Source organism: Eubacterium sp. LMAG:50 (assembly GCF_008680265.1).
In the GTDB taxonomy this organism is placed as follows: domain Bacteria; phylum Bacillota; class Clostridia; order Lachnospirales; family Lachnospiraceae; genus Eubacterium_U; species Eubacterium_U album.
The window spans coordinates 440,624-463,311 of record NZ_NALP01000006.1; the positions used below are offsets into that span (position 1 = coordinate 440,624).

General features: G+C 32.2%; 21 protein-coding genes, 1 riboswitch and 1 other annotated feature (1 of these 23 cut by a window edge). Of the genes, 1 reads left to right on the top strand and 20 read right to left on the bottom strand.

What is annotated here, in order from left to right:
- Positions 1–97: a binding site (T-box leader), on the bottom strand; it reaches 111 nt to the left of the window's first position.
- 71 nt (positions 98–168) lie between these two features.
- Genes CCC31_RS04770 through CCC31_RS04785 form a run of 4 tightly spaced genes read right to left on the bottom strand, consistent with a single transcriptional unit; the run spans position 169 to position 7,082 of the window.
- On the bottom strand, positions 169–948 hold the full coding sequence (locus CCC31_RS04770) for a tetratricopeptide repeat protein (protein WP_022088313.1): 780 nt from the start codon (positions 946–948) through the stop codon (positions 169–171).
- Positions 945–2,180: a DUF5716 family protein gene (locus CCC31_RS04775; RefSeq protein WP_260978703.1), complete on the bottom strand. Its 1,236-nt coding sequence runs from the start codon at positions 2,178–2,180 to the stop codon at positions 945–947. The genes CCC31_RS04770 and CCC31_RS04775 overlap by 4 nt, the downstream gene beginning before the upstream one ends.
- A 15-nt stretch (positions 2,181–2,195) precedes the next feature.
- Complete coding sequence (locus CCC31_RS04780; protein WP_117910372.1) at positions 2,196–5,738, bottom strand: DUF5717 family protein; 3,543 nt, start codon at positions 5,736–5,738, stop codon at positions 2,196–2,198.
- Positions 5,739–5,765: 27 nt separating this feature from the next.
- Positions 5,766–7,082 (bottom strand): replication-associated recombination protein A, encoded by a 1,317-nt coding sequence (locus tag CCC31_RS04785; RefSeq protein WP_118565472.1) that lies wholly within the window; start codon positions 7,080–7,082, stop codon positions 5,766–5,768.
- Positions 7,083–7,576: 494 nt separating this feature from the next.
- Between CCC31_RS04785 and CCC31_RS04790 the strand changes: the two genes are divergently transcribed.
- Positions 7,577–8,965, top strand: coding sequence for a citrate/2-methylcitrate synthase (locus CCC31_RS04790; RefSeq protein ID WP_022088309.1), 1,389 nt, complete (start codon positions 7,577–7,579; stop codon positions 8,963–8,965).
- Positions 8,966–9,020: 55 nt separating this feature from the next.
- Here the strand turns inward: CCC31_RS04790 and CCC31_RS04795 are convergent, their stop codons facing one another.
- The 16 genes from CCC31_RS04795 to CCC31_RS04870 all read right to left on the bottom strand — a co-directional run bounded on the left by CCC31_RS04795 (position 9,021) and on the right by CCC31_RS04870 (position 22,643).
- Entirely contained in the window at positions 9,021–9,143 is a 123-nt protein-coding gene (locus CCC31_RS04795; protein ID WP_260978702.1) for a hypothetical protein, read from the bottom strand.
- A gap of 173 nt (positions 9,144–9,316) precedes the next feature.
- Positions 9,317–9,715 (bottom strand): low molecular weight phosphatase family protein, encoded by a 399-nt coding sequence (locus CCC31_RS04800; protein WP_022088307.1) that lies wholly within the window; start codon positions 9,713–9,715, stop codon positions 9,317–9,319.
- Between the two features lie 129 nt (positions 9,716–9,844).
- On the bottom strand, positions 9,845–10,939 hold the full coding sequence (locus tag CCC31_RS04805; RefSeq protein ID WP_260978701.1) for an endonuclease/exonuclease/phosphatase family protein: 1,095 nt from the start codon (positions 10,937–10,939) through the stop codon (positions 9,845–9,847).
- A gap of 363 nt (positions 10,940–11,302) precedes the next feature.
- A complete protein-coding gene (locus tag CCC31_RS04810) occupies positions 11,303–11,482 on the bottom strand; it encodes a DUF4250 domain-containing protein (protein ID WP_118565475.1) in 180 nt (59 codons plus the stop codon).
- A gap of 13 nt (positions 11,483–11,495) precedes the next feature.
- Positions 11,496–11,855 (bottom strand): hypothetical protein, encoded by a 360-nt coding sequence (locus tag CCC31_RS04815; protein ID WP_118565476.1) that lies wholly within the window; start codon positions 11,853–11,855, stop codon positions 11,496–11,498.
- 17 nt (positions 11,856–11,872) lie between these two features.
- Complete coding sequence (locus CCC31_RS04820) at positions 11,873–12,346, bottom strand: small multi-drug export protein (RefSeq protein WP_022088303.1); 474 nt, start codon at positions 12,344–12,346, stop codon at positions 11,873–11,875.
- Between the two features lie 151 nt (positions 12,347–12,497).
- The gene (locus tag CCC31_RS04825) at positions 12,498–13,208 is read right to left on the bottom strand and encodes a polysaccharide deacetylase family protein (protein ID WP_117910368.1); all 711 of its coding nucleotides are present in this window, start codon (positions 13,206–13,208) and stop codon (positions 12,498–12,500) included.
- Positions 13,209–13,476: 268 nt separating this feature from the next.
- Positions 13,477–16,053, bottom strand: a complete 2,577-nt coding sequence (gene clpB / locus CCC31_RS04830; protein WP_022088301.1) for an ATP-dependent chaperone ClpB — start codon at positions 16,051–16,053, stop codon at positions 13,477–13,479.
- A 303-nt stretch (positions 16,054–16,356) separates the two neighbouring features.
- Entirely contained in the window at positions 16,357–17,667 is a 1,311-nt protein-coding gene (gene thiC / locus CCC31_RS04835) for a phosphomethylpyrimidine synthase ThiC (protein ID WP_117910366.1), read from the bottom strand.
- Positions 17,668–17,682: 15 nt separating this feature from the next.
- Entirely contained in the window at positions 17,683–18,486 is an 804-nt protein-coding gene (gene thiD / locus CCC31_RS04840; protein WP_022088299.1) for a bifunctional hydroxymethylpyrimidine kinase/phosphomethylpyrimidine kinase, read from the bottom strand.
- A 93-nt stretch (positions 18,487–18,579) separates the two neighbouring features.
- Positions 18,580–19,218, bottom strand: a complete 639-nt coding sequence (thiE, locus tag CCC31_RS04845; protein WP_290849998.1) for a thiamine phosphate synthase — start codon at positions 19,216–19,218, stop codon at positions 18,580–18,582.
- The gene (thiM, locus tag CCC31_RS04850; RefSeq protein WP_118565480.1) at positions 19,205–20,026 is read right to left on the bottom strand and encodes a hydroxyethylthiazole kinase; all 822 of its coding nucleotides are present in this window, start codon (positions 20,024–20,026) and stop codon (positions 19,205–19,207) included. The genes thiE and thiM overlap by 14 nt, the downstream gene beginning before the upstream one ends.
- Positions 20,027–20,102: 76 nt before the next feature.
- A riboswitch (TPP riboswitch) is annotated at positions 20,103–20,209 on the bottom strand.
- A 187-nt stretch (positions 20,210–20,396) separates the two neighbouring features.
- Entirely contained in the window at positions 20,397–20,972 is a 576-nt protein-coding gene (locus CCC31_RS04855) for a cytidylate kinase-like family protein (protein ID WP_022088296.1), read from the bottom strand.
- A gap of 102 nt (positions 20,973–21,074) precedes the next feature.
- The gene (locus tag CCC31_RS04860) at positions 21,075–21,767 is read right to left on the bottom strand and encodes an LrgB family protein (protein WP_022088295.1); all 693 of its coding nucleotides are present in this window, start codon (positions 21,765–21,767) and stop codon (positions 21,075–21,077) included.
- Positions 21,760–22,137 (bottom strand): CidA/LrgA family protein, encoded by a 378-nt coding sequence (locus CCC31_RS04865; RefSeq protein ID WP_117910362.1) that lies wholly within the window; start codon positions 22,135–22,137, stop codon positions 21,760–21,762. The genes CCC31_RS04860 and CCC31_RS04865 overlap by 8 nt, the downstream gene beginning before the upstream one ends.
- Before the next feature lie 83 nt (positions 22,138–22,220).
- Positions 22,221–22,643 (bottom strand): hypothetical protein, encoded by a 423-nt coding sequence (locus tag CCC31_RS04870; protein ID WP_290850002.1) that lies wholly within the window; start codon positions 22,641–22,643, stop codon positions 22,221–22,223.
- Positions 22,644–22,688: the final 45 nt, after the last annotated feature.

The window sequence follows — 22,688 nt, forward strand, 5'->3', positions numbered from 1 at the left end:
AAAGCTACCTTCCCTCGCACTTACTTATAGGTCTTCCACCAACAACCTACTCTCTGTTAAGCAGTTACAAGATACTCCTCTTCATCATAGCATTTATTTTTTTCTGTTTTTTATCATAATAATTAAAAAGTTATTTGTCAACTGCCTAAGCTAAACCTTCACAATTTCTTAACTATTTATTTCTACAATATATTCTCTCTTACGTCGGCTAATATAATCTTTCTCAATTGTGTCGTTCCAATTTACATGAATATGAGCCTTAAGCTGTATGATTTCTGTTCTAAGTCTGTTAACTACCTGATCACTTACTTTGTATTTTTCAACATCGTTTTTCAAATTAGTAGCATTACCTGACATAAGGTCACACAATATTATTGACTCTAATGATTCTGCAGCACTATTTAATCTATATGCATTTCTAAATGCCACTAAAGCCTCATCGTACTCAAACAGTCTTGTATAGGCAACTCCTAAATTATTATAAACACTTCCATAAAAAGTTTCTGATAATTCACTATTTGTTCCCTTATTTATAATGCTCTGATAAAAAGAAATTGCCATATTATATTTATGATTATCAAGTAATATGTCTGCCTTAGCCTTTATTCTTTCGGCAGATGTTTTTGAATTAAGCATTACTAAATGTCTTTCCAAATCATCTGCTTCCTTTTGTGTGTAATATCCTGAATTTTTTATTACAAATGCAATCATTTCGCCTAGATTACCATTTTTATTTAATGCCTGTCTTAGCCCTGTTGCTATTGTTGTCTGCTTTAATTCATTTTCAATATAATCAATCAGACTTTCACTAAAAAATTCTTCATCCACTAAATAAAGATAATTATAAAGATAATAATTTAATTCTTCTATCGAATATATATTTTTATTAATTTCAGTTATATAATAAGGTTTTTCTGAGTGCAATGTGCACATTGTGATGTCACTCATACTGTCACTTCCTCTCTAACTACTTTTCCTGAGCTTTCATAGAATTCTCCAAACCCGATATCTTTTATCTCTATTGCAAACTTATTTTCATTTACATATGCAAATTTTATCTGGATTCTTACTGTCTTATTTTTTCTTGCCGGGAAATCCTGTAAATCAATGTAAAAGTTTTCTGATTCTTTTGTAATAGGTGACTGTATTGTGAATTTTGCTATTGTCGGTTTATCCAAAATACATTCTGCAACAGCACCTGCTTCGTACCAGTTAGTTCCTATTTTTGAAAGCACAAGCTGTTTCTCGCTTCCCTGATGGTTTACTTCCATAGAAACATTTACCTTAGTTCTTCCCTTACAGGATATGATATAATCACTAAAATTTGAAATATAAAACAATTCTTTAGCACCATAAACTGCACCTTTTACTATCAGGTTATTTCCTTTAAATACACGTCGGTTGTTGCATGTTTTTTTAAGTGTATTTTTCCAGTCTCCACTATAAAAACCTTCACCTGAAAAATATACTGCTGAAATAACGTGTTCATTCAATTCTTCGTCCATAAAATCTTCAAGAATTTTGTCAGCCTCATCAATATCTGTTTTAATATTATCAAATGTTAAAACATCATCTAATTTTTTCGTTTCTACATCTGCTATATGTGCTTCTCTTGTATGTCTTATGCTAAGTCTTCTATAAACAAGCCCCTGCTGTGAAAAATCCAACATTAAAACATTATTTACCCACACATCTTTATGCTGGTTTAACACATAGTAGATAAAACTTTCTGAATGGCTTAATATTTTTGTATTTTCTTTCTTATATCCTAAAGCTTCTATAGTTTCATAAAAGCATTCCATTATTTCCACTGTCAAATTATCTACTGTCATTACAATGCTTTTAATTATCTGCCCGTTTGTGTAATTTGCCGCTAATTTTACAAAATAAGCTATATATGCTTTCATCATTGCTCTATTCTGGTCTTTTAACTCATCATAAAACAATGCTTCCGGTAGGTTTGTAACAACTTTTCCACTTTCTCTCTGGCTTCTGTTAATTGCCTCTTCGCCTACTGACCATTCTTTTAATTCATCATTAAAAAACATAACTGTAGGTACAAGAAAATGCTTATCCTGTCCAACGCTAATTGATTCAGGCTCCCCTGCATCATTCAAAAATGCCAACTGAGAAAAATCACTTGAAAAATCTATTCCAAGAATAAGTGCTTTATTATTCATTGTTATTCCTCCTGCCTATAGTAACTTAAATAACTGTTCTGATGCATCCGTATGAAGTTCATATGTTTCCATAAGTTCTCTTGCATCCTTGTCTCTGTGAAGTTCTTTGCAAATCATCATGCCGTTAAGCATTCCAAATCTTCCTTCATCATTAAAAATATCTTTCTGATTTATTTTCATTGTATATTTCTTTGTCTCAATACTATCAGTTTCAGATATTTCTTCAAAATAATATTCTATTTCTTCTCCAAAGAACATAATTACATCTTTTGTAAATATTCCTGAATAAACACTACGCATTTCTTCAGTTTTTTCCTTTGTTTCGCCTGTTATGGATTTTATCTTATAAGTAATGTATACTTTATTCTTTGGATTTGTACGATAGTCAATTATGGTTTTATCCACTATATTGTATGGAACTGCAAACCATTTATTAAACTTCTTATAAAATTCAAATACAATATTCTTTTTAGCTAACTGACTCATCAGTTTCTTTGATGTTTCAATCTGTTCCTGTGTTACATGCTCACTTTCAATCACATGTGACAAATATCCGATTTTTGAAATAACTGTCACTTCCGTTCCATCCTTAATATCCTGCTGCATTATATCCCATGTTGAATCCGGACAAGGAATATTTTTAACAAAATAATTATATGAAACATATGTGTAAAACGCTTTTCTAATTGTTGCATATGAAGGATTCTGTACATATTTATTAAATATTCCATGAATTCTTTCACTTACATCCCCTTCAAAAATGCACTGAACAAGTAGTCTTTCCGTCAATGTGTTTTCAATTATGTTCTTTTTATTAATTTCCTCATATAACATAAACATTTCTTCGTTTGTTCCAAGGAAAAATCTTCCAAGATAAGCAAGAATTACTCTTGTAACCTTATTCATCCTAAATAATTTCACACACATTTCAAGTATAAAAGCATCTTCTTCAAACTCTGTTTCTTTAATTATTCCTGTACAAAATTCTTCAACACTTTCATCGCTTAATCTTTCCGGACCATATTCTAATATATACGGATATACACTCTTATATTTCTTATTTGCAATAAGTATTGACATTATTTTATTTCTGGAGTCTTTATCTAACTCGTTCATATTCATTTCCATTACATAATCATCATACTCATCTAAATAAGAATTCTTATAATAGTAAGAAACAATTTCATTTAAAAGATATTTTCTATATGTTCCTCTTATATTTTCAACATTAAGCATATCCTTTAACATCTGTAAAATATCAACATTTGCTGATTTTTTTATGTTTTTTTCTATCTTTGCTAACTTTAAGTAGATGCTTCCATTATCTACCTCAGAAATCTTAACATTTCTTAAAATTTTCCTGCATGTATATTCTATATTTACGTATTTGTTTCTATCTTTGTCCACAAATATTATTACAGGGTTGTCTGTATATATTTCAACAAAAGCCTCTCCTCCATTAAGGTGAACCTGCTGAGGTTCGTCTAATTCTTTATGGTATATTATAACTTCTGTAATATTTGGATTATCAACAGTTATTCTCCATGCATTTAATATACTAGGTAATGATTTTGTCATTCTGTTGTTAACAAAATGTGGTGTGAGCATTTTTTTGTACAATTCAATAAGATTATTATCAATATGCTTATTAATAATCTCTTCTTCTACATATTTTTCTAATCCGGCTTTGTATTTTTTATACATCTCACTTGCCTGGTCAAAATATTTAATTATATTCTGATATAAATATGCTTTATTATAGGCTAACGTTTCCGTTGTAAACGCAAAGTATTTGTATATCTGTGGATATAATTTAAACATTTTTGTTGTATCAATTGTGTACATATAATACTCGTAAAGTTTTGTTACTTTGACATCATGTTTAACTCCGGCATCATACCATTTAAAATAGAACTGTTTCTTTTTGTCTCCGCTTACAAGCATCTGGCAAATTCCTTCCAGTACTTTCACATCTTCTGTCTTTTCATATAAATCAGCCAATATTTCAAATTTTATTTTGTCAAATTGTTTTTCTTTTTCAAACAAAGTAACTATCTGCTTATTTAAATTGTCATTGTACATATCATATTTATTTATGAATCTCAAAAGTAATAATTCAAATTTATTTATAACCCTTAATAGTTCCGGTTGCTTTGAAATTATTTTTGCCGCTTCATACAACATCACAGGACTTGTACATCCTTTATTAAACTGATCTTTTACCAAAGTATATTTAAGACTTGGATTTTGGTCATATCTGTCATCCATGTACATTAACATCCACAATAATTTCCATGAATCATAACCATTTTCATAATAGTTCTTTATTTCTTTTCGAACTTCTTCTGTGTAAGTAGCATTTTGCTTATATATCGTTTTCAAATATAAATAATAGCAATATGCTTCAACACTCTTAAGTTTGTTATTTGTCTTACTTACTGATACTAATTTTGACAATTGCATAAGATATGAAGTAATCTGTTCTTCTTCACCATCTAATATTGTAAGTTGAGTTTTTATCAACAATGCCATTATATCTTCATTGTTATAATGTAATCTTTTCTCTGCAATGTCCTCTGTTGACTTTTTCCAATCTAATGAGTTTATCTTTCCGGTACGGAAATTCATATATAATCTCATCACATCAATAATATCCTTTTTATTTTCGATATATTTAGATATATCTTCTGTAGGATTGTTAACATGAATTTTATATGTTAAGGTCTGATTAACTGTCTTTAACACAATTTCTGCATAATTACTGCCCCTGTGTAATTTGAATGGATTTATCAAATATTCATATTCGCAGGTGTTTCCAATAAAATTGTCCAGATTTATTTCATTTTTGCAGTTATGAAGTATTTCACCATTAATTTCAACTTTTATGTCTACATATCCCCAACCACTCTTTGTAATTTTAAGAGAGTCTGCATAAGATTCCTTTATATCTTCGTATGTCTTTTCATTATCTACAATACTGATTGTAACAGGTTCTTTAAGGCCTTTTTTAACAAGGAATTCTTCCATTGCTATCTCTTTGTTATAATTTTTCATCAATTCATTGTACAAGGCTCTTGTATAAACATCCTGTCCGATAATGTTGTGTTTAAATTCTCTTGACATAAACAATTTAATAGCTTCCTCATGAGAATACTGAACTAATTTTGTAAAATCCTCAAGATTATTTATTGGTCCCATTGAAGATTCTATATTTTCTTCCTTCACATGAATATTAAAATTAACAGAAAACTCTCCGGCATTTGATACTATGTCTATTTTACCTGACACATCGTCTCCCGGATAAAGATGTTCAGTATTCGCCTCAAATCTGATTGTATTGTCTTTTCCTAAAAACTGATCATTTTTTAGTTTCAAATGATAATCTGAAGAATATACCACTCCTTTTATATTCATATTTGATTCAGAGCGGATGTTAAATGAGCCGTAGGCTATCTCCCCTTTTGCTAACACCATATCAAAGCTATTATGGGAAATCTGTGCCTTAGGCACTTCATAATCTACATTTCCAATTGCTAATTTTTCTATTAATGCTTTCAATTTATCACCTTTCTAATCACTCTAGTGCTATCCCTTTATCTTTTTAAAATGTTCTTTTACTTTAACTTCGTATCCTAAATCTCCCGGATTGTAAAATACTTCATTTACAAGCTCATCCGGCAAATATTGCTGATTAACATAATGATTTTCATAATCGTGTGCATATTTGTAGCCATCACCATGTCCAAGCTTTGCTGCGCCTTTATAATGTGCATCCATTAAGTGAACCGGTATTCCTGATATCTTTGTATTCTGTACTGCACTCATCGCCTTCTCTAATCCCATATAAGAAGCGTTGCTTTTCGGTGCAGTAGCCATATATACCACTGCCTCTGCCAATATTATCTTTGCTTCAGGCATTCCAATCTGGTGGACGGCATTTGCAGCAGACACGGCAACTGTTAATGCATTAGGATCTGCCATTCCCACATCTTCCGCCGCTGATATCATAATTCGTCTTGCTATAAATTCAACACTTTCACCTGCATAAAGCATTTTTGCCAAATAGTAAAGTGCCGCATCAGGATCTGAGCCTCTCATACTTTTTATAAATGCAGATACTGTATCATAATGGTTGTCTCCTGATTTATCATATCGGATGGCTCTTTTCTGAATACATTGTTCTGCAACTTCCATTGTTATGTGGATTGTTCCATCTTCACTTTTATCAGTAGTTAAAATTCCTAATTCAATAGCATTTAATGCTGTTCTTGCATCACCATTTGAAATTTCGGCTAAAAAGTCAGCCGCATCATCATCTATTCTCGCATTAAACGCTCCCATTCCTTTTTCTTTATCATTAACTGCTCTTAAAATTAGCTGTTTTATATTCTCTGTCGAAAGCGGCTTTAATTCAAACACAATAGAACGTGAAATTAAAGCCCCATTAACTTCAAAGTATGGATTTTCAGTGGTTGCCCCTATAAGAATTAACGTTCCATCTTCTACAAATGGTAAAAGGTAATCCTGCTGTCCCTTATTAAAGCGATGAATTTCATCTACAAACAATATAGTCTTTCTTCCATACATTCCCATTGTCTGTTTAGCCTTTTCCACTACTTCTTCCATATCTTTCTTGCCTGCAACAGTAGCATTTATCTGAGTAAATTCTGCGCTTGTTGTATTCGCAATTACTTTTGCCAATGTTGTTTTCCCAGTCCCCGGCGGTCCATAAAAAATAATTGAACTTAACTTATCTGCTTTAATTGCTCTATATAAAAGTTTATCTTTACCTATAATATGCTCCTGTCCAACTACTTCGTCTAATGTTGTTGGTCTTAGCCTGCTTGCTAATGGAGAATCCTTCTCCATATTTTCATTTCTCATAAAATCAAATAAATCCATTGATTTCACTTCCTTATTTTACTTTTAATTACTCACTTGTGAATTATCTGACCCAATAATCAAAATTATTTTAACAATATATACCTTTAGAATAGTACTTTAAGGCATATCCGTTTTTTATTTTATCACATTTTACCTTCTTTTTGTACATTATCTATGAATTAGAATAGTATTACCAATTACTGCTTAAATATGGCATCAAAGTTGGGGCGTTTGCCCTAACATCATAATAAATGTTTATTCACATTCCACAATTTTACTTTAAGGCTTAGATTATTATGCCCTGATAGTAAGCTTATCAAGTATATTTATGCTTTTTTCGCGCATTTTGCTTAATTTAATTAAGTTTTTACTTTTCTTTTTTTGTTTTTCTTAAGTTTTATTGTTGTCTTTTCTTAATTATGTTAAAGTTCTACTTAATGACGTCTATACTAATGTAGCTATAGACTCTAATTACTAAACATAGATTTTTCTATGTACAATAGGAGGTCACTATGAACAACATAAATGAAAACATACCTGATCAGATTACACCACAGATATTAAAATATGCAGACAGATGCATTAATAATTCATGTATTGATGAATCTCTCTATAATTTATACGATGTTAAGAGAGGTCTTCGTGATAAAAACGGTAAAGGTGTTCTTACAGGCCTTACCGAAATCGGTGATGTTCATTCCTACGATATGATTGACGGAAAAGCTGTTCCTTGTGAAGGAAAACTTTTTTACCGTGGAATAGATATTGAAGATATTGTTAAAGGTTTTTTAGATGAAAACCGCTTTGGTTTTGAAGAAGTTACATATCTTTTATTATTTGGTGAACTTCCAACAGCAAAAAGATTAGAAAATTTCACAAATTTATTATCTGAATACAGAACTCTTCCACCTAGCTTTGTAAGAGATATTATTATGAAAGCACCAAGTAGAGATATGATGAACATGCTTGCACGTAGTGTACTTACACTTTACTCTTATGACGATAATCCTGATGATACATCAATTCCAAATGTTTTACGTCAAAGTTTAAGTCTTATTGCAAGAGTTCCACTTATCAGTGTTTATGGATACCATGCCCATAATCACTATCATCATGGACAAAGCCTTCATATAAACACACCGGACCCTAACATGTCCACGGCTGAGAATATATTAAGATTACTTAGACCTGATGGAAGTTTTACTCCGCTTGAAGCAAAAATCCTTGACTTAGCTCTTGTTCTTCATGCTGAACATGGTGGTGGTAATAACTCTACATTTACAACTCATGTTGTTTCTTCTTCAGGAACGGACACTTATTCTGCAATCGCAGCTTCTCTTGGTTCACTTAAAGGTCCAAGACATGGTGGCGCTAACATTAAAGTTAAACAGATGTTTGACCATATGAAAGAAACAGTTTCTAATTGGAACGACGATGAAGAAATTTCAAATTATTTGCATGCAATACTTGATAAGAGAATCTTTGATAAATCAGGTTTGATTTATGGAATCGGTCATGCTGTTTACTCTATTTCTGACCCTAGAGCAAAAATTCTTGAAGGCTTTGCTAAAAAGCTTGCACAGGAAAAAGGTCTTATGGATGAGTATCAGCTTTACAATAATGTTGCCCGACTTGCTCCTGAGGTTATTGCAAGTTGCAAGCCAATGCAGAAAAATGTAAGTGCAAATGTTGATTTCTACAGTGGATTTATATATTCTTCACTTGGACTTCCTGACGGATTGTTTACTCCTATGTTTGCATCTGCCAGAATTTCAGGCTGGTGTGCACATCGTATAGAAGAAATCATTAATGCCGGAAAGATTATCAGACCTGCATATATGAATGTTGCGAAAAAGACAAAGTACGTTGCACTTAACGACAGACATACAACTATTGTATAATATATATTTGATTTAGATATTAGTTTAAAATTAGATATTAATGCATAAAAAGATACTACGGATTTTCTAATATATCCGCAGTATCTTTTTTATATTTTACAGAAGCCTTATTCCCTACAATTTTAACTTTAACATTTTTAACCATTGCAGGTTTGTCTGCTTTAGCCTCTACTTGCATTGATGGTTCCACTTGAACAGTTTTATTTAGTGCTAAAATTGTACCGTGAATTTAGGAATATAATTTTCTCCCTCTCAATCAATTAGTTTAATTATATAAAAATGTAGCTTGTAATTCAACGTAAAAAATATTTCATTATCAAATATCTCTCAAATCTAAAATATTAATTATCTTTATTTGCTCATCTTTTCTTTTAAATTTAAAATATTTTTTTCAATCTCAGATATTACCTCCATAAACGCATCGTCACTACCGCCGGTTGGATCCTGCAATCCCCAATTATAATCGAAGTTCCTGCCAATATATGGGCAGCCAACATCGCACCCCATGGAAATGGCTATGTCCGGTGTTGGAACTTTATCATAGGTCTTACTATACTGATTTTTTTCCATATCTATATTATATAACTTCTTCATAATTCTTACTGCATCCTGATTAATCTGCGGCTTTGTCTCTGTTCCTGCTGAATAACACTCTAACACATCTCCTGCAAGATGATTTCCCAATGCTTCCGCAATCTGGCTTCTACACGAATTATGTACGCATACAAATACGACTTTTTTCTTATTCATGAAATCCTCCTCTCATATGGTTAGCTATTTTTACAAGTGTAAGCAACAATATGTTTATACATATATATATCAAATTTTTTCAAATTTTCTTGTTTTCTGCTTACGAATTTTACTGTAAAAAATTTGCAATTACTTAAGCATAAATTTCATTATAACCGGCTGATGATCAGAATATGCAAATCCTGTGTCAACCACCTCATATGATGTCATTTCTACATTATCAGATATTATAAACCCATCTAATGTAACTACATATGTTTTTCCCGGAATGTATTCCATATCTGCATTTCTTGCCGATTCAGGCATTTGTTCTAACTCATCCTGTGACAGTTTATCCATTGCAAACGTCACCCCTTGTGGCATTTCGCTTCTTGGGAACGGATATGCCCAACTTTCAGTTTCGTCACTTTTTGCTTCATCTGCTTTCAAATCATGATTAAAATCTCCGCCGCAAATAACATAATTTCCGTCTTCTACTTCCTTTTCCATATCTTTAAAAAGCATATTTAATTGAGCTTCTCTTATTTCATCGCTATTTCCATATGCTGATAAATGAACCGTAAATAAAACTAATTCTTTCCCATTTTCAACATTTATTCTGCTTATTGAATAGCATCTGTCTAAATCAAGGAATTTAGAAAATCCTGTTGAAATTGGAAGACTTCTTCGCAATGAATCTGTTATTTTGAATTTAGAATATAAGACAATTCCCGAATATGATTTTCCTATAGGTTTATAAAATGGATAAAATAAATATGCTGAATTATAATTTACCGCAAAACTACTATAATAATCATCAAAAATGTCAGTTATAATATTTTCCTGATTTACTCCATAACTCCTTGTTGATTTTCTATCCACTTCCTCAAACATCATAAAATCAGGATTATAACCACTGCTTAATGTAGCTGCACCTCTTATTGCTTTGGCACTGCTTTCCTTACTATAACATCTGGAATATTTTCCTCCGTCCATAAAAAAACTGTAATCAGGAAGATATGCTCCAAATCCAACATTATAAGTTCCTATTGTATATTCTACACCTGTATTAACTTCATCACTGACATTTTCATTTTTAACCTTAGGTTCATTTACTTTTAGTTTCTGCTTGTCATCTATTCTGTCATATGAAATAAAGACATATGCTACATACACTAAAGCTACAACTATTATAATTATAAGTATTGCAAAAATTGCTTTAACTATATTTTTTAATCTTTTCATTCTTAATCCTTTGTTGATATTTTTATAAATTTTTACTTTATGTATTCGCAGTTAACTCATATAAAATACATACTATTTGATTATACTACATTTTTTTATATTCTTATAGTTTTATTCAGTATTGCAGTTTGTATTTTTCGTTATTTTTTTTGTATATTTTCAATCGCATAGGCTGACTCATCGATTATATCAGGCTATCATAATGGTGCATAGCTTTTCGAAGTTCTTACATCCGACAAATGATATTCTATGCAAATGCAATTAGTTTGCCGGGCTTGTGTTATAAAAAAAGAACCGGACACATCCGATTCTCCTATGCAAGTTCCGTATATGCTACTGAAATTCACACTGTTATTATACATATTATACAAATTTATTTAATTCTACATTGTACTCATAATTAATTGTTTTTAATTTGCTTATTATCTCGTCTTTCTCAACATCCCTTGTTCTGCAAAATCCATCCAAGTCCTGATGAGTGTCTCTAAGTGCTGTGTTAACTACGCTAAGTAACATAACCGGATCATTTGGTAAACCTGTCATAATAATTCTCCTTTTATCTTACACCCCATATCAAATATCCTATAATGATTCCTGCAATTATTCCTATAATCATATGCACAATTCTCATTATATCCATTTCTTTTGGTGTATTTTCTTTATTCTTTGACTTACTTTGTATCTTGTCCTGTTTTTTCTTTTGTGAAATATTAAATCTTACAATGTCTATTGTAAGAACAATTCCACCTATAACAGCTATCGCTTCTGCTATCAAAGTTATAATAAACGCCTCCGGAAATTTAAAAGCAAAAAATACTGCAATAATTCCAATAATGGCTGATGGTGTTGCAATACCTATAGCAATTTTTCCCGGCAATGTTGGTGTATATTTTAAATAATCATATTTTTTATCCATTTAGTGCCTCTATTCTCTTAAAATAATGCAGTTAACGCTCCAAATACGCCTGCACTTCCAAGTCCCATTATAATTCCTGCCAAAAGAACTCCACCCATTACAGCAATTACACTTGATTTAAAATCCATATCAAGAAAACTTGCTGCTAAAGTTCCTGTCCATGCACCTGTTCCCGGAAGTGGAATTCCCACAAATAAAAACAATGCTACAAATAGTCCTTTTCCTGCTGTTTCCTGTAGTTTCTTTCCGCCTTTTTCGCCCTTTTCTATACAAAAAGTAAAGAATTTTCCAATATGTTTTTTATCTTTTCCCCAAATCAATACTTTTCTCGCAAAAAGATAAATGATTGGAACCGGAAGCATATTTCCTATAACACAAATAATATAAGAAGCTAATAAAGGCATTCCAATTGCCTGTGAATAAATTAACGCTCCTCTAAGTTCAACAAGAGGAACCATTGAAATCAAAAATATTATGATGTAATTTAACATAAAACTCTCCTTAAATAATTTTTCTAATACTATACCAGCATTTTGAAGTATAACATTACCTATTGTTTTTCACAAGTCCTTTTGTGGATTGCTTTGTTGCTTCTCTACGTTAATAATGACCCCAAATTAAGCAATCTTATTTTTTTATTTACTATTTATCTCTTCTTATAATTTGCTTATTTGAATTCATTTTATCAACTGTAACAAATACATAATCCTGTTTCTTTAATTCTTTTATAACCGTTTGTGCTGCATCAACAGAGCTTTCAAATATGTCATGCATTAAAATAATATCTCCATTTTTTACGTTTTTTAAAATTTTATCAGTTACAATGTCCTTATTTTTATATTTCCAATCTAACGGGTCAACATTCCACATAACTACAGACATTGATGTTTCGCTTAAAAGTTCATCAGTAAAACTGCCAAACGGTGGACGTATGTATTCCGGGGTATATCCTGAAATATTTGTAATCCATGCATTTGTAGTATTAATCTCCTCTACCGCCTCATCAAATCCTAATTTCGTTAACTGACTATGATTAAATGTATGATTTCCAATCAGATGTCCTTCATTTTTCATTCTTATAACAATATCTTCGTTTTCTTTTATATTTTTCCCAACTAAAAAAAACGTCGCCTTTACATTTTCTTTTTTCAAAATATCTAACAGTCTTGGGGTACATTCACTGCTTGGTCCGTCATCAAAAGTTAACGCAACCCTCTTTATGTTTTTATATTTATTTATTGTTTTCAAATTATTTTCTGCTGTTTCTATAGTTTTTTTCTTCAAATTTCCCATTATAAATAAAAGCGGCAATATCATAATTAATGCAATAACCCACCATTTTTTTAACTTCATTTAAATCCTCTAAATCTTATTTTTATGTTTTTTTATCTTCTTTAAATTATATATATTTGTAAAGTGGAATATGTTTAATAGGACGTTTTAAACAAAATAAAAAGCTGAATTACCAACATGTTAATACGATTCCTGTTATTACACAAGTCCATATTTTATGCTAATAATTCAGCTTTTATATAATACCAGAGTCAAAAAGACCTAAGCCCACATAAGTTTGCTTATAAGTGGTCGAAAGACCTTTGTCTGATATCTTTGTCTGATATCTTTATCTTATAATCAGTTTTCCATCTTTTGCATCAACCGTAATAGTATCTCCCATATTTACATCTCCTTGTAAAATAATCTTTGCTACTAAGGTTTCTACATTCTTCTGTAAATATCTCTTAAGCGGTCTTGCACCATAAACCGGATCATATCCATTATCTGCGACAAATTTCTTTGCCTCGTCTGTAAGCACTAAATGTAAATCTTTGTCTGCAAGTCTTTCATTCAAATTTGCAACTATTAAATCTACAATTCCGCCAATATTATCACGGGTAAGTGGTTTAAACATAATAATTTCGTCTAATCTGTTTAAGAATTCAGGTCTGAAATGATTTCTCAAATCATTCATAACCATCTCTTCTGCCTCAGGCTTTATATCACCATTGTCATTGATTCCTTCAAGCAAATATGAAGAACCAATATTTGACGTCATAATTAATATTGTGTTTTTAAAGTCCACTGTTCTGCCCTGAGAATCTGTAATTCTACCATCGTCTAATACCTGTAATAATACATTAAATACATCCGGATGAGCCTTTTCAATTTCATCAAAAAGTACTACCGAATATGGTTTTCTACGAACTGCTTCAGTAAGCTGACCGCCTTCATCATATCCAACATATCCCGGAGGCGCTCCGATTAATCTTGACACTGAATATTTTTCCATATATTCACTCATATCAATACGAACCATATTTGTCTCATCGTCAAATAAATTCTGCGCAAGTGCTTTAGCAAGTTCTGTTTTACCTACACCTGTAGGTCCTAAAAACAGGAACGAACCTATTGGTTTACCAGGATCTTTTATTCCCGCCTTTGATCTGATTATTGATTCAGTAATCTTTGTAACTGCTTCATCCTGTCCAATTACACGTTTGTGTAACTGTTCATCCAAATGAAGAGTTTTATTTCTTTCTGTTTCTGTCAGTTTAGCAACAGGTATTCCTGTCCAACGTGAAATGATTTTTGCAATTTCTTCATCTGTAACACTTTCACGTACCAAAGACAAATCTTTATTTTTTACATTTGCCTCTTCACTTTCTAACTGTTTCTGTAACTGAGGTAATCTACCATATTGTAACTCAGCCATCTTTTCAAGATCATACTTGCTCTGGGCAATCTGTATTTCTTTCTTGACCTGTTCAACCTGTTCACGAAGTTCCTGTAATTTGTTTACAGAATTCTTTTCGTTTTCCCACTGAGCTTTCTTATTGTTAAATGCATCTCTAAGTTCAGCTAATTCTTTTTGAAGTTCCTCTAATCTTTCTTTGCTCAAATTATCGGTTTCCTTCTTTAAGGCTGCCTCTTCAATTTCCATCTGCATAACTTTTCTTCTAAGTTCATCAAGTTCTGTAGGCATTGAATCAAGTTCTGTTTTTATCATCGCGCAAGCTTCATCAACAAGGTCAATTGCCTTATCAGGCAAAAATCTGTCAGTTATATAACGGTCAGATAATGTTGCTGCTGAAACTAATGCACTATCTGTAATTTTAACTCCGTGGAAGACTTCATATCTTTCTTTCAATCCTCTTAAAATTGAAATTGTATCCTCCACTGTTGGTTCATTGACCATAACAGGTTGGAAACGTCTTTCCAAAGCCTTATCCTTTTCAATATATTGTCTATATTCATCAAGCGTCGTTGCACCTATACAATGAAGTTCACCTCTTGCAAGCATAGGTTTTAACATATTACCTGCATCCATTGCACCATCTGTTTTTCCTGCGCCGACAATTGTGTGTAACTCATCAATAAATAAAATTATCTCTCCGTTACTGTTCTTTACATCTTCAAGTACAGCTTTTAAACGCTCTTCAAATTCACCTCTGTATTTAGCACCTGCTACCAATGCTCCTAAATCAAGTGAAAATATCTTTTTATCCTTCAATCCATCCGGAACATCTCCACTTACAATTCTTTGAGCCAGACCTTCTACTGCTGCTGTTTTACCTACACCGGGTTCACCGATTAAAACAGGGTTATTTTTTGTCTTTCTTGACAATATACGAATTACATTTCTAATTTCACTGTCTCTTCCAATAACAGGGTCTAACTTTTGATTTCTTGCTCTCTCAACCAAATCCTGTCCATATTTTCCAAGTGCATCATAAGTAGCCTCAGGATTATCATTTGTTACTCTCTGATTTCCTCTTATCTCAGCTAATACCTTTAAGAATCTTTCCCTTGTAATACCATATTCTTTGAAAAATTCTTTAACTTCTTTATTTGGCTTAGCAATCATAGCAAGGAATAAATGTTCAACTGAAACATATTCATCTCCCATTCTCTTTGCTTCATCTTCTGCTGCTAGCAATGCTGAATTAAGACTCTGACTAATATACCTCTGTCCGCCTTGTACTTTAGGTTTCTTACTAACATAATCTTCAATTCTGTTTTTAAAATGTGTTGTCTGGATTTCCATCTTTTCAACTAATTTTAAAATCAGACTGTCTTCTAAATTAACAAGGCTGTATATTAAATGTTCCTGATCAATTTCCTGATTACCAAATTCCTCAGCAACCTTTTCACAGTTCTGAACTGCTTCAATTGACTTCTGTGTAAATTTACTAATGTTCATCTTCTATACCTCCTTAACTTCTGTTTTAAATATTAGTTCTTCACTCTCTTTCTTAGGATTTTCCTTTCCTACAAATACGTTATAGCACTTTTGTTAGCACTCGTCAAGAGCGAGTGCTAATTATTTTTTTTTTTTTAGTTTTTCTTTTGTTTTCATAAAAAGAACTGTTGCATATCAATAACGCAACAGTTCCTTTTATGTAGCACAGAGCAAGCCGTAGTCATTAAATCATAGGTTTGCTTACCCTGACATCTTATATACTATGTATTTACGTATTATTATCCGCCTTAATTTCATTAAAGTTTAGAGTATATCTATATGTTCTCCATTTAAAGCTTTGTTCATACTACGGACTGCACAGAATTTGCCGCACATTGAACATGTATCTTCATGTTCAGGTGCTCTGTCTGCTCTAATTGCTTTTGCAGTTTCAGGATCAAGTGCGCATTCCCACTGAGCATCCCAATCTAAAACTCGTCTTGCATCTCCCATTTTATCATCTATATCTCTTGCGCCTCTTACGCCTTTTGCGATATCAGCTGCATGAGCTGCGATTTTACTTGCAATTATTCCCTGCTTTACATCATCTAAATTTGGAAGTGCCAAATGTTCTGCAGGTGTAACATAGCAAAGGAAAGCTGCTCCACTCATTGCTGCAATTGCACCACCAATAGCTGCTGTTATATGATCATATCCGGGTGCTATATCTGTAACTAAAGGTCCTAAAACATAAAATGGTGCTCCCATACAAATTGTCTGCTGAACTTTCATGTTAGCTGCTATCTGATCCATTGGTACATGTCCCGGTCCTTCAACCATAACCTGAACATCTTTTTCCCATGCTCTCTTAGTTAATTCTCCAAGACGAACAAGTTCTTCAATCTGACATACATCTGTTGCATCTGCAAGACAACCCGGTCTGCAGGCATCTCCTAATGAAACAGTAACATCATATTCTCTACATATATCAAGAATTTCATCATAGTATTCGTAGAACGGATTTTCTTCTCCTGTCATGCACATCCATGCAAAAACAAGTGAACCTCCTCTTGATACAATATTCATTTTTCTTTTATGTTTGCGAATCTGCTCTATTGTTTTTCTTGTAATTCCACAATGAAGTGTAACAAAATCAACACCATCCTGTGCATGTAAACGTACTACATCTATAAAATCTTTTGCTGTTAAAGTATCCAAGTCTCTCTGATAATGAATTACACTATCATATACAGGTACTGTTCCTATCATTGCAGGACATTCACTTGTAAGTTTTTTACGAAATGGCTGTGTGTTTCCATGACTTGATAAATCCATGATTGCTTCGCCACCCATCTTTACGGCTGACATAACTTTTTCCATTTCAACATCATAATCTTTGCAATCCTTAGAAATTCCAAGATTTACGTTAATCTTTGTTTTTAACATAGAACCTATTCCTTCAGGATCGAGACACTTATGATTCTTATTAGCAGGAATTACAACTTTACCACTTGCTACAAGAGGTAAAAGCTCCTTTACTTCCATTTTTTCTTTTTTTGCTACAATTTCTAATTCCTTTGTTACAATTCCTTTTCTTGCAGCTTCCATCTGTGTTGCATATAATCTTTCTTCCATCGTAATTCTCCTTTATTATTTTACTTTAGTATATTCATTTGTAATAGCAAATCCATGATTCATAGGTCCACTTCCCTTTCCTAAATCAAGCATAGCTGCTAATGCTCCTGAAATATACTCTTTGGCTCTAAAAACTGATTCTTCCAAATCATATCCTTTTGCCAGATTTGATGCTATTGCTGATGATAATGTACACCCTGTTCCATGGGTATTTGGATTATCTATTCTTTTCCCATGAAACCATTTGAATTCATTATCTTTATATAATAAATCGCTGGCATCATTTTGGTTATGTCCTCCTTTGCAAAGGACTGCACAGTTATATGTTTTTGCAATTTTTTCTGCTGCCTTTATCATATCTTTTGAGTTGTTTATTTTTATTTGGGCCAGTTCTTCTGCCTCCGGAATATTTGGAGTAAGAATCGTTGCCAAATGAAACAATTCTTTTTTTAATGTATCTACAGCATCTTCATTAATAAGCCTTGCGCCACTTGTTGCCACCATTACCGGATCAATAACAATATTTTTCGCTTTATATTGTTTTAATTTATCAGAAATAACTTTTATAAGTTTTTTCTCTGAAACCATTCCTACTTTAACTGCATCCGGTTCAATATCCGTAAATATACTGTCAATTTCCTGTGCCAGAAATTCAGGTGTTGCATTCTGTATTGCCGCCACACCTGTAGTATTTTGAGCAGTTAAGGCTGTAATGGCACTCATAGCATACACTCCATTTGCCATCATCGTCTTTATATCTGCCTGAATACCTGCTCCACCACTTGAATCACTTCCTGCAATTGTAAGGGCTGTCTTCATATAATTCTCCTACTATTTATTATTTAATTTTCTTTTTTGTCACATATATAGTAATTCTATATATGTTCTCTAGTCTTACTTTACCTGATAATATTATTCTACAATTTTGCTTATTTCTTCTTTTAAGCCACTAGCTGCATTTTTTATATTATTTGCTCCATAAATTGCACTAATTACTGCAATTCCGTCTATTTTACTTCCTGCCAATTCTTTAATGTTGTCATGAGTTATTCCTCCTATTGCTACAACAGGAATTGACACTGCTTCACATATTTCTTTCAAAGTTTCATACGTTACTTCTTTTGCATCATCTTTTGAATTTGTCGGAAATACTGCTCCTACTCCAAGGTAATCTGCACCTCTTTTTTCTGCCAAAAGTGCCTGTTCTACTGTCTGTGCGGATACACCTATGATTTTATCAGGTCCTAATTTTTCTCTTACCATACCTGCTTCCATATCACTTTGTCCTACATGGACTCCGTCTGCTCCTATTTCTACAGCAATATCCACATTATCATTTATAATGAAAGGTACTTTATATTCTTTGCATAACTTCTGTAATTCTTTTGCCTCTTCAAGGAAATGCTCCTCATCTAATTTTTTCTCTCTTAACTGAAGAAAAGTAACTCCTCCGTCAAGACTTTCTTTTACTACTTCGTATAAAGTTCTTCCGTTTAACCAATATCTGTCTGTTACTGCATACAATAACAAATCTTTTTTATCTAATTTCATATTTTGCTCCTTTATCGAGAGTTTCCTTATCCATATTATAGATTGCATCAATAATTCTATTTCTATATGTAGAATTACCGTCTCCCTCTTTCATATAACTCCATCCGATTTCACCTGCAAGACCCATTGTACAAACTGCTGCTGCAGCTGCCTCTAACTGTTCGTTAGGATTTGCTACTAAAAATGCTGTCATCATTCCTGAAAGCTGACATCCTGTTCCTGTTATTTTTCCCATTTCAGGACGACCATTTCTTATAACAAAACATCTTTTTCCATCGCTTACTAAATCAATTGCTCCTGTAATTGCTATTATTGTTTCACTCTTTTTTGCAAATTCTTTTATAAATTTAATTGAATTTTCCAAATTTTCTTCGGTCACTGCATCTGCTACATCAGCATCTACACCTTTTGTTGTTCCGCTACCATAAGCTAAGGTCTTAATCTCTGATATATTTCCACGAATTGCATTAAATTTAATTTTTTTCATTAACTCCACTGCAGTATTTGTTCTAAGTGTTGAAGCTCCTGCTCCAACAGGGTCAAGTAATACCATATGCCCTAATTTATTTGCTCTCTTTCCTGCAATAAACATACTTTCTATAGTTCTCTTATTCAATGTACCAATATTAATATTTAAGCCCTGGCAAATACTTGTAATATCCTCAACATCTTCCGGTTCATCAGACATAATCGGGCTTCCTCCACATGCCAATAAAACATTTGCCACATCATTAACTGTTACATAATTTGTAATATTATGAACCAAAGGTGTATTATTTCTGACCTCTTCTATGTATTTTCCTAACATGCACAATTCCCTCCTTTTACAAAAATAATGCGGATATGCCTATAAACACATCCGCACAAATATTGTTGTCTCACAAAATCTGCTATAATTATGTTCCTACGTTGGCATTATCCAAATCAGGTTATGGGTCAAGGTATACAACCTACTCTCAGCAAGCTTATGCAAGCTCCCCTTTTATTTTCACAAATAACAATCTTTTTAATTGTTATTACTTTAATCAGTAACTAAACTAATTATCAATTTCATTCTTTTCTTCAACTATAGACGGCTTTCGTTTCTGTGTCAATACTAGTTTTTTAGCTATATCACTATAATCTTTTTAAACTGGCGTCGTTATATTTCTTTATTTTTCATAAACCACTTATATTATTTATTTTTCACCTATGGTTCTATTAATATAACTATCTATGACTTCAACTAATTCATTTACTTCTAAATTATCAACATTTATGCACAAATCATAATTTCCGGCCATTCCCCATTCTTCACCGGTATAATATCCATGATATTTGCTTCTTCTTTCATCTGTCTGCAGCACGGTATTATGAGCTTTTCTTACTGAAATGTTATGTTTCTTAGCAATGTTTTCTTCTCTTACTTTTTTGCTACCTGACAGGAAAATTGAAATGCATTTAACATCATCTCTATATACATAATTGCCACATCTTCCAATTATAATAAAATTGTCTTCATCGATTACATTTTTCAACGCTTTACCTGCTGTACTGTATAACAACGAATCTTCTTCAGAAACCGTAATCGAATGCATAAGCATATCCATAGGTGTTTCTCCGTAAAAGTCAGGGTATCTTTCAAAATACCCTTTTTCCTTTGCCATTTTAGAAATTGCTTTTTTGTCAAATAATTTTAAATTATATTTTTGTGCCAATGCTTTTCCTAATTCATCTCCATTACATCCGCACTGTCTGGCTATTGTAATAATCATAATTGTACTCCTTCTTTAAGTAATCTGTAAAATTTATAGTTATCCACTTATGAGCAAATTTACGAGATTTTAAACGTTTTGACCCTGCATCTTAATATATTTCTATAAAAAATTTGCAAATACAGATGCTAAAACTACCGTCAAAATGCCTGTAACAGCTATTGCAAGACTGCTCATTGCACCTTCGATTTCTCCCATTTCAATTGCCTTTGCAGTTCCAATTGCATGAGAAGATGCTCCTAATGCCAATCCCTTTGAAATAGGTTCCGTAATCTTAAATATCTTGCAAATAAGTTCTCCAAATATATTTCCTAAAACTCCTGTAACTACAATTACTGCTACCGTAATTGTAACATATCCGCCTAATTCCTCTGAAACGCCCATACCGATTGCTGTAGTTATTGACTTTGGAAGTAAAGTAACATACTCCCTGTGTGTCATTTTCATTAATTTTGCCAAAATCAACACTGTACACAAACTGGTAAGCACTCCGGCTGATATTCCTAAAATTACTGCTTTAAAATTTCTTTTTAACAATTGCCACTGTTCATATAATGGAATTGCAAGGCACACTGTTGCCGGAGTTAAAAACCAGCTTAAATAAACTGCACCCTTGTTATATGTTTCATAATCTACATTTGCGCAAACCAAAATAACAATTGTAAATATAATTGAAATCAATAACGGATTAAATATCCCTAGTTTAAATTTTTTCTTTAATGCAAGACCAATCATATATGATACAAGACTTATGCTTACGCCCGCAAATAAAGATGTTTCAAGCAAATTATTCATCTTTTTCATTCTCCTCTTTATCAGATTTTCCTTTTCGTATAACCCATTGTGAAACCTTTCCTGTTGCAGCCATAACTGTAACTATTGTTACTACTGTTATTATACTAACAGGCAATATCAATGGTTTTAGTATTCCCCATGACGACATAAGTCCTACTCCTGCCGGTATAAACATAACAGGCATTATTTCTATCAAAAATTTGCCAACGTCTTTAACTGCATCAAGTGCAATCCATCCTGTAAGCAATCCTACAAGTAAAATAACCATTCCGTATATACTAGCCGGAATCGGTAAAGGTAACACGTATTTCAACAACTCTCCTGCATATGAAATTACAAGTATTATTAAAAATTGTTTTAAATATTTCATCTTAAAGCTCCTTTAAAACTATGTACTGCCCCGTACTTTTGTCGGCGGCTAATCGTAGAAAACATTCTAAAAACAAACTTATTTCATTTTGTTTCTTCCTCTATAGATATAATATCATCTATAAAAATTTCTTTTCCATCGGTAAATTCAACTGTTTTTTTATACTCATCTATCTTTTTTATTTTGGAGCATATATTTAAATATGCCCCGCCCTCTTTATTTTCATCTTTTTTAAAATAAGTAATCTGCACATTTTGAATAAAGTCATTTTTATTTAATATCTGTTGTAATTTATAATCAAGTTCTCTTTTAACATTTTCATCTAATTCAATTTTATTATCAGTAATTCTTGCAGTTTCTTTCAACGCCTCCTCATGACCTGTCAGTGCAGCAAATGGTGAAAATTGTGCAGCTCTGTTATAAACCGTCATCCTTGGATGCCTTTTTGATGTTGGATGCTCCATATTTATAATATCTTCATAAGTATTCTTTGCCTCTTTACTCATTTTGCCATCTGCCTTTCCATACCTTATTAACATCTCTAACTTTTA

Bases quoted from the DNA above. Each gene is read 5' to 3' on its own strand.
- CCC31_RS04825 (WP_117910368.1), bottom strand. From the start codon at position 13,208: ATGAAGTTAAAAAAATGGTGGGTTATTGCATTAATTATGATATTGCCG.
- CCC31_RS04820 (WP_022088303.1), bottom strand. From the start codon at position 12,346: ATGTTAAATTACATCATAATATTTTTGATTTCAATGGTTCCTCTTGTT.
- CCC31_RS04805 (WP_260978701.1), bottom strand. From the start codon at position 10,939: ATGAAAAGATTAAAAAATATAGTTAAAGCAATTTTTGCAATACTTATA.
- CCC31_RS04870 (WP_290850002.1), bottom strand. From the start codon at position 22,643: ATGAGTAAAGAGGCAAAGAATACTTATGAAGATATTATAAATATGGAG.
- CCC31_RS04790 (WP_022088309.1), top strand. From the start codon at position 7,577: ATGAACAACATAAATGAAAACATACCTGATCAGATTACACCACAGATA.
- clpB (WP_022088301.1), bottom strand. From the start codon at position 16,053: ATGAACATTAGTAAATTTACACAGAAGTCAATTGAAGCAGTTCAGAAC.
- CCC31_RS04815 (WP_118565476.1), bottom strand. From the start codon at position 11,855: ATGGATAAAAAATATGATTATTTAAAATATACACCAACATTGCCGGGA.
- CCC31_RS04810 (WP_118565475.1), bottom strand. From the start codon at position 11,482: ATGACAGGTTTACCAAATGATCCGGTTATGTTACTTAGCGTAGTTAAC.
- thiM (WP_118565480.1), bottom strand. From the start codon at position 20,026: ATGTTAGGAAAATACATAGAAGAGGTCAGAAATAATACACCTTTGGTT.
- CCC31_RS04860 (WP_022088295.1), bottom strand. From the start codon at position 21,767: ATGAATAATTTGCTTGAAACATCTTTATTTGCGGGCGTAAGCATAAGT.
- thiC (WP_117910366.1), bottom strand. From the start codon at position 17,667: ATGGAAGAAAGATTATATGCAACACAGATGGAAGCTGCAAGAAAAGGA.
- CCC31_RS04795 (WP_260978702.1), bottom strand. From the start codon at position 9,143: ATGCAAGTAGAGGCTAAAGCAGACAAACCTGCAATGGTTAAAAATGTT.
- CCC31_RS04770 (WP_022088313.1), bottom strand. From the start codon at position 948: ATGAGTGACATCACAATGTGCACATTGCACTCAGAAAAACCTTATTAT.
- CCC31_RS04865 (WP_117910362.1), bottom strand. From the start codon at position 22,137: ATGAAATATTTAAAACAATTTTTAATAATACTTGTAATTTCATATGCA.
- thiE (WP_290849998.1), bottom strand. From the start codon at position 19,218: ATGAAATTAGATAAAAAAGATTTGTTATTGTATGCAGTAACAGACAGA.
- CCC31_RS04785 (WP_118565472.1), bottom strand. From the start codon at position 7,082: ATGGATTTATTTGATTTTATGAGAAATGAAAATATGGAGAAGGATTCT.
- CCC31_RS04855 (WP_022088296.1), bottom strand. From the start codon at position 20,972: ATGATTATTACAATAGCCAGACAGTGCGGATGTAATGGAGATGAATTA.
- thiD (WP_022088299.1), bottom strand. From the start codon at position 18,486: ATGAAGACAGCCCTTACAATTGCAGGAAGTGATTCAAGTGGTGGAGCA.
- CCC31_RS04775 (WP_260978703.1), bottom strand. From the start codon at position 2,180: ATGAATAATAAAGCACTTATTCTTGGAATAGATTTTTCAAGTGATTTT.
- CCC31_RS04800 (WP_022088307.1), bottom strand. From the start codon at position 9,715: ATGAATAAGAAAAAAGTCGTATTTGTATGCGTACATAATTCGTGTAGA.